This is a genomic window from Methylobacterium terrae (assembly GCF_003173755.1).
GTDB classification, from domain to species: domain Bacteria; phylum Pseudomonadota; class Alphaproteobacteria; order Rhizobiales; family Beijerinckiaceae; genus Methylobacterium; species Methylobacterium terrae.
Map to the genome: position 1 here is coordinate 2,165,159 of NZ_CP029553.1, position 7,342 is coordinate 2,172,500.

Below are 7,342 nucleotides of genomic sequence, written 5' to 3' on the forward strand. Positions count from 1 at the left end.
ATTCCGGTCGGCCCACCTGAATTCACACCCACCCGCGACCCCGGGAGGAGGGTGCGGGTGGGGGTGAAGCCTGACGTTCGGCTCGACCGGGATCTCACCCGATCGCCAGCGTCACGCTCCCCAGCCCCGGGAACTCCGCCACGATCCGCGTCGGCGCTTCCACGAAATCCGTTCCCGTGCACGATCCGGTGGTGACCACCTGGCCGGCCTTGATGCCGCCGAGCGAGCGCGCGCCCTCGTTGGCGAGCCAGACCAGCAGGCGCACCGGGTCGACCGCCGAGTTGCCGCCGGCATGGTCGTGCAGGATCGTGCCGTCGATGGTGAGCCGCACCGGCTGGCTCACCGGGTCGAGGCCGCGCCACTCCGTCAGCCCCGGCCCGAGCACCAGCACGCCGTGATTCTGCTGGTCGGCGCGCTGGCTCGGCGCGTCGACGGCGCCGAACACCGTGAAGCGGGTATCGGCGATCTCGATCGCCGGGTGCAGCGTGGCGACCGCCGCCAGCACCGCCTCGCGGTCGTAGGGGCCGGCCTCCGGGGGGAGGTCGCGGCCGAAGCGGTAGGCGATCTCGGCCTCCGCCCCGATCCGATGGAACAGCGAGGCCGGCAGTTCGTCGGTCTCGAAGATCGTGTCGGCGTGGAGCGCGGCGCGGGCCGGGGTGGCGGTGGCGCTCGGCGCCCCCACCTTCCAGCCGGCCACCGGGCCCAGCACGCGGGCGACCGCGTCCTGCACCGCGTAGGCCTCGGCCTCGCTGCCCGGCCGGGCGCCCTCCGGGAGGGCGTCGAGGCGGGTGCCCGAGCGGCGGGCGTCGAGGAGCGCCGCCGCGGCGGCGTCGATGTCGAGTGGCATGGTCACCTCAATAGCCGAGCGCGCTGCCGTCCTTGCGCGGGTCGGAGCCCGCCGCGAGGACGCCGCGTTCCCGGTCGATCCAGATGATCTGGCCGCCGCCGATCGGGCCGGAGGCCGGGATGGTGCGGTGGCCGCGCGCCTCGAGCCCGGCGACGACGCCGTCCGCGAAGCCGGGCTCCATCTCGATCCCGCCGCCATAGGCGAAGCTGCGGGGCGCATCGAGGGCCTCCTGCACGTCGAGGCCGCGGTCGATGATGCCGGTCAGGAGTTCGACGTGGCCCATCGCCTGGTAATGGCCGCCCATCACGCCGAAGGGCGCCACCGCCTCGCCGTCCCGCATCAGCATGCCCGGGATGATGGTGTGCATCGGGCGCTTCCTCGGCCCGATCGTGTTCGGGTGGCCGGGGTCGATCCGGAAGGACAGGCCGCGATTGTGCAGCAGCACCCCGCTCTCCGGCGCGGTGATGCCGCTGCCGAAGCCCTGGAAGATCGAGTTGATCAGCGAGAGCGCGTTGCCGTCGCGGTCGACGACGCTCAGGTACACCGTGTCCTTGTGGGTGAGCTCGGGCCAGATCACCGGCTCCTGGGCGCGGGCCATGTCGATGGCGCCGTGGGCGCTCGCCCGCCAGGTCTCGGACAGGAGGTGCTCCACCGGCACCCGGTTCAGCACCGGATCGGCGAACAGCGCGTCGCGGTGGTGATAGGCCTGCTTGCAGGCCTCGGCGAAGAGGTGGACCCGGTCGAGCTCGGACAGGGCCGCGATGTCGGTGTGCGTCAGCACGTTGAGCATCATCAGCACGGCGAGGCCCTGGCCGCTCGGCGGGCACTCGTAGACATCGTAGCCGCGGTAGCGGGTCGTCACCGGGGTCACGACCTCCGGGGCCGCTGACGCGAAGTCGTCGAGGGTGTGCAGGCCGCCGAGATCGCGCAGGCGCGCCACGATGTCCTCGGCCACCGGCCCCTCGTAGAAGCCGCGCGGGCCGGCTTCCGCGATGCGCCGGAGCGTGGCGGCGAGCTTCGGATGGCGCATGATCGTGCCGACCTTCGGCGCCTCTCCGTCGATCAGGTAGGTCGCGGCCGAGGCCGGATCGCCGGCGACGCGCTCGACGCTGCGCGACCAGTCGAGGGCGACGCGCGGCTGTACCGGGTAACCGTCCTCCGCGTAGCGGATCGCCGGCTGCAGGACCTCGCCGAGGCTGCGGGTGCCGTGGTCCTGAAGGAGCCTGGCCCAGGCGGCGACGGCGCCGGGCACCGTGACGCTGTGCGGCGAGGTGGGAGTGAGCGTGATGCCGCGCTCGAGGAACCAGGCATCGTGCGCCGCCGCCGGGCTGCGGCCGGAGCCGTTCAGCGCGATCGGGGTCTTGGCGCCCTTCGGCGCGTAGAGGGCGAAGCAGTCGCCGCCGATGCCGGTCATCAGCGGATCGACCACGCATTGCACCGCCACCGCGGCGATGCCGGCATCGACCGCGTTGCCGCCCGCGCGCAGGACCTCGATGGCGGCCAGCGTCGAGAGCGGGTGCGACGTCGCGACGGCGGCGTTGGCGGCGTAGACGGGCGAGCGCCCGGGCCTCGAGAAATCCCTCACCGTGACGTTTCCTTCGAATGTCGATCGGTGCGATCGACGGAACTGGCATCCTCCCCGTCGTTCCGGGTTCCGCTTGCGCGGCCCTGGAACGACGGGGAGGGTATGAAATCGGAGGGCGGATCAGGCAAGCACTTACACATGCGCCGCCTGCGCCACCCAATGCCCGGGGGCAACCTCCTCCAGGGGCCCGGCCTCCGGGATCGCGGCCGAAGGCGCCTCGCGCATCGCCCGCAGGCGCGCCCGCTCGACTGCGGGATCCGGCACCGGCACCGCGCCGAGGAGCGCCCGGGTGTAGGGGTGGCGCGGATCCTCGTACAGGGTGTCGCTGTCGGCGAGCTCCACGATCCGGCCCCGCCGCAGGACCGCGACCCGGTGGCAGAGGTAGCGCACCATCCTGAGGTCGTGGGAGATGAAGAGGTACGACAGGCCCAGCTCCTCCTGCAGGTCCTGCAGCAGGTTGACCACCTGGGCCTGGATCGAGACGTCGAGCGCCGCGATCGGCTCGTCGGCGACGATGAAGCTGGGCTTCAGCGCGATCGCCCGGGCGATGCAGAGCCGCTGGCGCTGGCCGCCGGAGAACTGGTGCGGGTAGCGCCCGGAGAAGCGCGGATCGAGCCCGACCCGCTGAAAGAGCCCCGCCACCGCCTCGCGGCGCTCCGCTGCCCCCATCTCCGGCCGGTGCAGCCGGAACGGCTCGGCCACGTAGGCGCCGGCGCTCATCCGCGGGTTGAGGGCGGCGTAGGGGTCCTGGAAGATCACCTGGATGCGCCGGCGCATCCGCCGCATCTCGCGGGCCGGCAGCAGGCTGAGGTCGGTGCCCTCGAAGGCCACGGTACCGGAGGTCGGCGGGTTCAGCATCGTCACGGCCCGGCCGATCGTCGACTTGCCCGAGCCCGATTCGCCAACGAGGCCGAGCGTCTCGCCGGGCGCGATGTCGAAGCTCACGCCCTCGACCGCGCGAAAGACGGATCCCTTGCCGCCCCACCAGTGCCGCAGGGGGTAGTGCTTGCCGAGGTTCCTTACCGAGAGCAGTGGCTCGGGCTTCACCGGCCTCATCGCCCGGCTCCTTCCGCCAGCAGTGTCGGCAGGTCGTACCACGCCGCCGCGAGGTGGCCCGGCACGCTGCCCGCCACCTGCGCCAGCGGCGGCGCCTCGGTCCGGCAGCGCGGCGTGGCGAAGGGGTTGCGGGGCGCGAACGGATCGCCCGGCGGGGGATGGCGCATGTCGGGCGGGCTGCCCTCGATCTGGCGCAGGCGCCGCCGCCCGGCCCGGCCGCTCGTGAGGTCCGGCAGGGAGCGCAGGAGCCCGAGCGTGTAGGCGTTGCGCGGATCGCAGAACACCGCGTCGACCGGCCCGCGCTCGACGATGCGCCCGGCATACATCACCTGCACGGTGTCGGCGATGCCCGCCACCACGCCGAGATCGTGGGTGATCCAGATGATCGCCATGCCGATCTCGCGCTTCAGCTCCTGCACCAGGGCGACGATCCCGGCCTGCACCGTGACGTCGAGGGCGGTGGTGGCCTCGTCGGCGATCAGGAGCTTCGGGCGGCAGGCGAGCCCGATCGCGATCATCACCCGCTGGCGCTGGCCGCCGGAGAATTCGTGCGGGTAGTGGTCGAGGCGCCGGCCGGCCTCGGGGATGCGCACGAGGTCGAGGAGGTCGCGCGCCCGCGCCCGGGCGCTGCTCGCATCGAGGCCGCGATGCAGCCGCAACGGCTCGGCGATCTGCGCGCCCACCGTCATCGCCGGGTTGAGCGAGCTCATCGGGTCCTGGAACACCATGCCGATCTCAGGCCCCCGCACCCGGCGCAAAGCCCGCTCCGGCATCGCCAGCAGGTCGCGCCCTTCGAACAGCACCTGCCCGGCCGTGATCCGGCCCGGCGGCCGCGGCACCAGCCCGAGCATGGCGAGCACGTGGACGCTTTTTCCTGAGCCCGATTCGCCGACGATCCCCAGGGTCTCGCCCTCGCGCAACGTGTAGCTCACGCCGTTGACGGCATGGACGGTGCCGCCATCGGTGTCGAAGGCGACCGCGAGGTCGCGGACATCCAGCAGGGGAGGGGAGAGGGTCATCGCCGCTCCCGCGGGTCGAGGGCGTCGCGCAACCCGTCGCCGACGAGGTTGAAGGCGAGCACCGCGAGGAAGATCGACACCCCGGGCCAGATCGCCATCCAGGGCGCCTGGTCGAGGAAGTTCTTGGCGGTGTTGAGCATCGAGCCCCAGGACGGTTCGGGCGGCTGCTGGCCGAGCCCTAAGAAGGACAGGCTCGCCTCGGCGATGATCGCCGCCGCGATGGTGAGGGTGGCCTGGACCAGGATCGCCGGCACGATGTTGGGCAGGATGTGGTGGAGCGCGATGCGCCAGGGCGGGTTGCCGACGGCGCGCGCCGCCTCGACGAACTCTTCCGCGGCCACCGCCTGAACCTGCGCCCGGGTGAGGCGCACGAAGATCGAGGTCGCCGAGAGCCCGATCGCCACCATGGCGTTGGTGAGGCTCGGGCCGAGGAAGGCGGCAAGGGCAATGGCGAGGATGAGGAAGGGAATCGCCAGCAGCGCGTCGGTGAGCCGCATGATCGCCCCGTCGACGACCCCGCCGGCATAGCCCGCCAGCATGCCGAGCGGCAGGCCGAGCGCGACGGCGAGCGCCACCGAGGTCAGCCCCGCCCCGAGCGAGGCCCGCGTGCCGAAGACGATGCGCGAGAGCACGTCGCGCCCGACCTCGTCGGTGCCGAAGAGGTGGGCGAGGTCGGGCGCGGCCCGCACGGCGCCCCAGTCGGTGGCGGTCGGATCGAACGGCGCGATCCATTCGGCGCCGAGCGCCAGGACGGCGAGAAGCACCACGACGACGAGGCCGGCGAGCGCCCCGCGCCGTCGGCTGAACCGGCGCCAGAACGCGCGAAAGGCCCCCGGCTCCGGCGGCAGGGCGGCGAGGGGAGCGGCCAGTTCGGCCGGGGTGGAGAGACCGGCCTCGCTCATGCGCGCCGGAGCTTCGGGTTGACCAGCGCCGAGGCGAGATCGGCCGCGAGGTTGAGCAGGATGTAGGTCGTGGCCGTGCAGATCACGACGCCCTGCACGGTGGCGAAGTCGCGGTTGAACACGGCATCCACCATCAGCTTGCCGAAGCCCGGCACGGAGAAGACCTGCTCGGTCAGCACCGCGCCGGAGAGGAGCTGGCCGAATTCAAGCGCACCGAGCGTGATGATCGGGATCGCCGCGTTGGGGAGCGCATGGCGCAGCACCACCCGGGTCATCGGGACGCCCTTGGCCCGGGCGGTGCGGACGTAGTCCGATTGCAGCACGCCGAGCATGGCGGCGCGGGTGTGGCGCATCATCACCGCCGCGATGGCGTTGCCGAGCACGAAGGCCGGCATCGCCATCGCGCGCAGGTTCTCCCACAGGCTCTCGCCCGGCGGCACGTAGCCCGAGGCCGGCAGCCAGCCGAGCTGCACCGAGAACAGCAGGATCATCAGGATGCCGAGCCAGAAATTCGGCACCGACAGGCCCCAGAGCGCGACCCCGTTGGCGAGGCCGTCGATCCAGGTCCCGGGCCGGACCGCCGACAGGATCCCCATCGGCACGCCGATGACGAGCGCCACCAGCATCGCCAGGCAGGCGAGCTCGAGCGTCACCGGCAGCTTCTCGCGGATGAGCTCGATCACCGGCTTCTGCAGCCGGATCGACTCGCCGAGATCGCCCTGCAGCACACCGGTCGCCCAGTAGGCGTAGCGGACCGGCAGCGACCGGTCGAGGTGGTACTTGGCGCGGATGAAGGCGATCACCTCCGGGTCGCGCTCCTCGCCCGACAGCGCGGTGGCGGTGTCGCCCGGCAGCAATTGCTGCAGGGCGAAGATGATCATCGAGGCGAGGACCAGGGTCGGGACCGCCAGCGCCAGGCGCCGGGCCAGAAAGCGCAGCATCAGTCGAGCTTCAGGCCGGTGAAGCGCACCAGCCCGTCCGGATACTCGCCGAAGCCGGTGAGCTTCTGCGAGTAGGCCCAGAGCAGCCGGCGGTGAAAGAGGTAGACCAGCGGCTTGTCGGTCAGCACCCTCTCGGCGAGGCGCTTCCACGCTGCCTTGCGCTCGGCCGGATCGGTGGTCAGCCGCTCGGCGTTCATCGCCGAATCGGCCTCCTGGTTGCAGTAGCGCGAGTAGTTCAGCGGCGTCTTGCAGGCGAGGAAGCTGTAGGTGTTGCCGTCCGGGTCGGGCCGGCCGCTCCAGTTGTAGAGGTAGGCCTCGAAGCTGCCCTTGTCGGCCTGGTCGAGGGAGGTGGTGAAGTCGGTGGCCTGGAGCTTCACCTCGAAGCCGGCCTCGCGGGTCATCGCCTGGATCACCTGGCCGACCTGCGGCGCGTCGTTGTTGGCGTAGACCATCAGGGTGATCGAGGGCTTCTCGATCCCGGCCTCCTTGAGGAGCGCCCTGGCCTTCGCCACGTCGCGCTTCGGCACCGGGTATTCGCCGACGTAGTTCGGGTTCTTGGGCGAGACCCACTGGTTCCCGGCGAGGTACTCGCCGTTATAGACCACCTGCGTGATCGCGTTGCGGTCGATCGCCGCCTCGAAGGCGGCACGCACCCGCGGGTCGGCCACCGGCGAGCCCTCCCGGACGGTGTTGAACACGATGCCCGAGAAGCCGAGCTCGTAGGCCTGTCCCACCTTCAGCTTCGGGTCGCGCTTCACTTGCGCCAGGTCGGTGGGAGCCAGGCGCTCGATCAGGTCGAGCTGGCCGGCCCGCAAGTTGGTGAGCCGCACCGTGGTGTCGGGGATCGGCCGGAACTCGATCCGCTTGATCTGGATCGCGTCCTTGTTCCAGTAATCGTCGAAGCGCTCGACCACGATGCGGTCCTGCGGCACCCGCTCGACGAACCTGTACGGCCCGGCGCAGACCGGCGCGGTGGCGAACCTGTCGCCCAG

Annotated in this window: 7 protein-coding genes (1 of these 7 only partly in view); all 7 read right to left on the reverse strand. The window is 71.7% G+C overall.

Features of this window, described 5'->3' with window-relative positions; translation table 11 throughout:
- Nucleotides 1-94: 94 nt before the first annotated feature.
- A complete protein-coding gene (locus DK419_RS09680) occupies nt 95-847 on the reverse strand; it encodes a 2-keto-4-pentenoate hydratase (protein ID WP_109962219.1) in 753 nt (250 codons plus the stop codon).
- 7 nt (nt 848-854) lie between these two features.
- Complete coding sequence (locus tag DK419_RS09685; protein ID WP_109958898.1) at nt 855-2,432, reverse strand: gamma-glutamyltransferase family protein; 1,578 nt, start codon at nt 2,430-2,432, stop codon at nt 855-857.
- A gap of 132 nt (nt 2,433-2,564) precedes the next feature.
- Nucleotides 2,565-3,488 (reverse strand): ABC transporter ATP-binding protein, encoded by a 924-nt coding sequence (locus DK419_RS09690; protein WP_109958899.1) that lies wholly within the window; start codon nt 3,486-3,488, stop codon nt 2,565-2,567.
- Nucleotides 3,485-4,507, reverse strand: coding sequence for an ABC transporter ATP-binding protein (locus DK419_RS09695; protein WP_109958900.1), 1,023 nt, complete (start codon nt 4,505-4,507; stop codon nt 3,485-3,487). Before DK419_RS09695 ends, DK419_RS09690 begins: the two co-directional genes overlap by 4 nt.
- Nucleotides 4,504-5,409, reverse strand: coding sequence for an ABC transporter permease (locus tag DK419_RS09700; RefSeq protein WP_109958901.1), 906 nt, complete (start codon nt 5,407-5,409; stop codon nt 4,504-4,506). Before DK419_RS09700 ends, DK419_RS09695 begins: the two co-directional genes overlap by 4 nt.
- The gene (locus tag DK419_RS09705; RefSeq protein WP_109958902.1) at nt 5,406-6,350 is read right to left on the reverse strand and encodes an ABC transporter permease; all 945 of its coding nucleotides are present in this window, start codon (nt 6,348-6,350) and stop codon (nt 5,406-5,408) included. The genes DK419_RS09700 and DK419_RS09705 overlap by 4 nt, the downstream gene beginning before the upstream one ends.
- Nucleotides 6,350-7,342, reverse strand: partial view of an ABC transporter substrate-binding protein gene (locus DK419_RS09710; protein ID WP_109958903.1) — the 3' portion only. It continues 510 nt past the right edge of the window; the window shows 993 of its 1,503 coding nt (coding positions 511-1,503); the start codon falls outside the window, past its right edge; it ends in the stop codon at nt 6,350-6,352. The genes DK419_RS09705 and DK419_RS09710 overlap by 1 nt, the downstream gene beginning before the upstream one ends.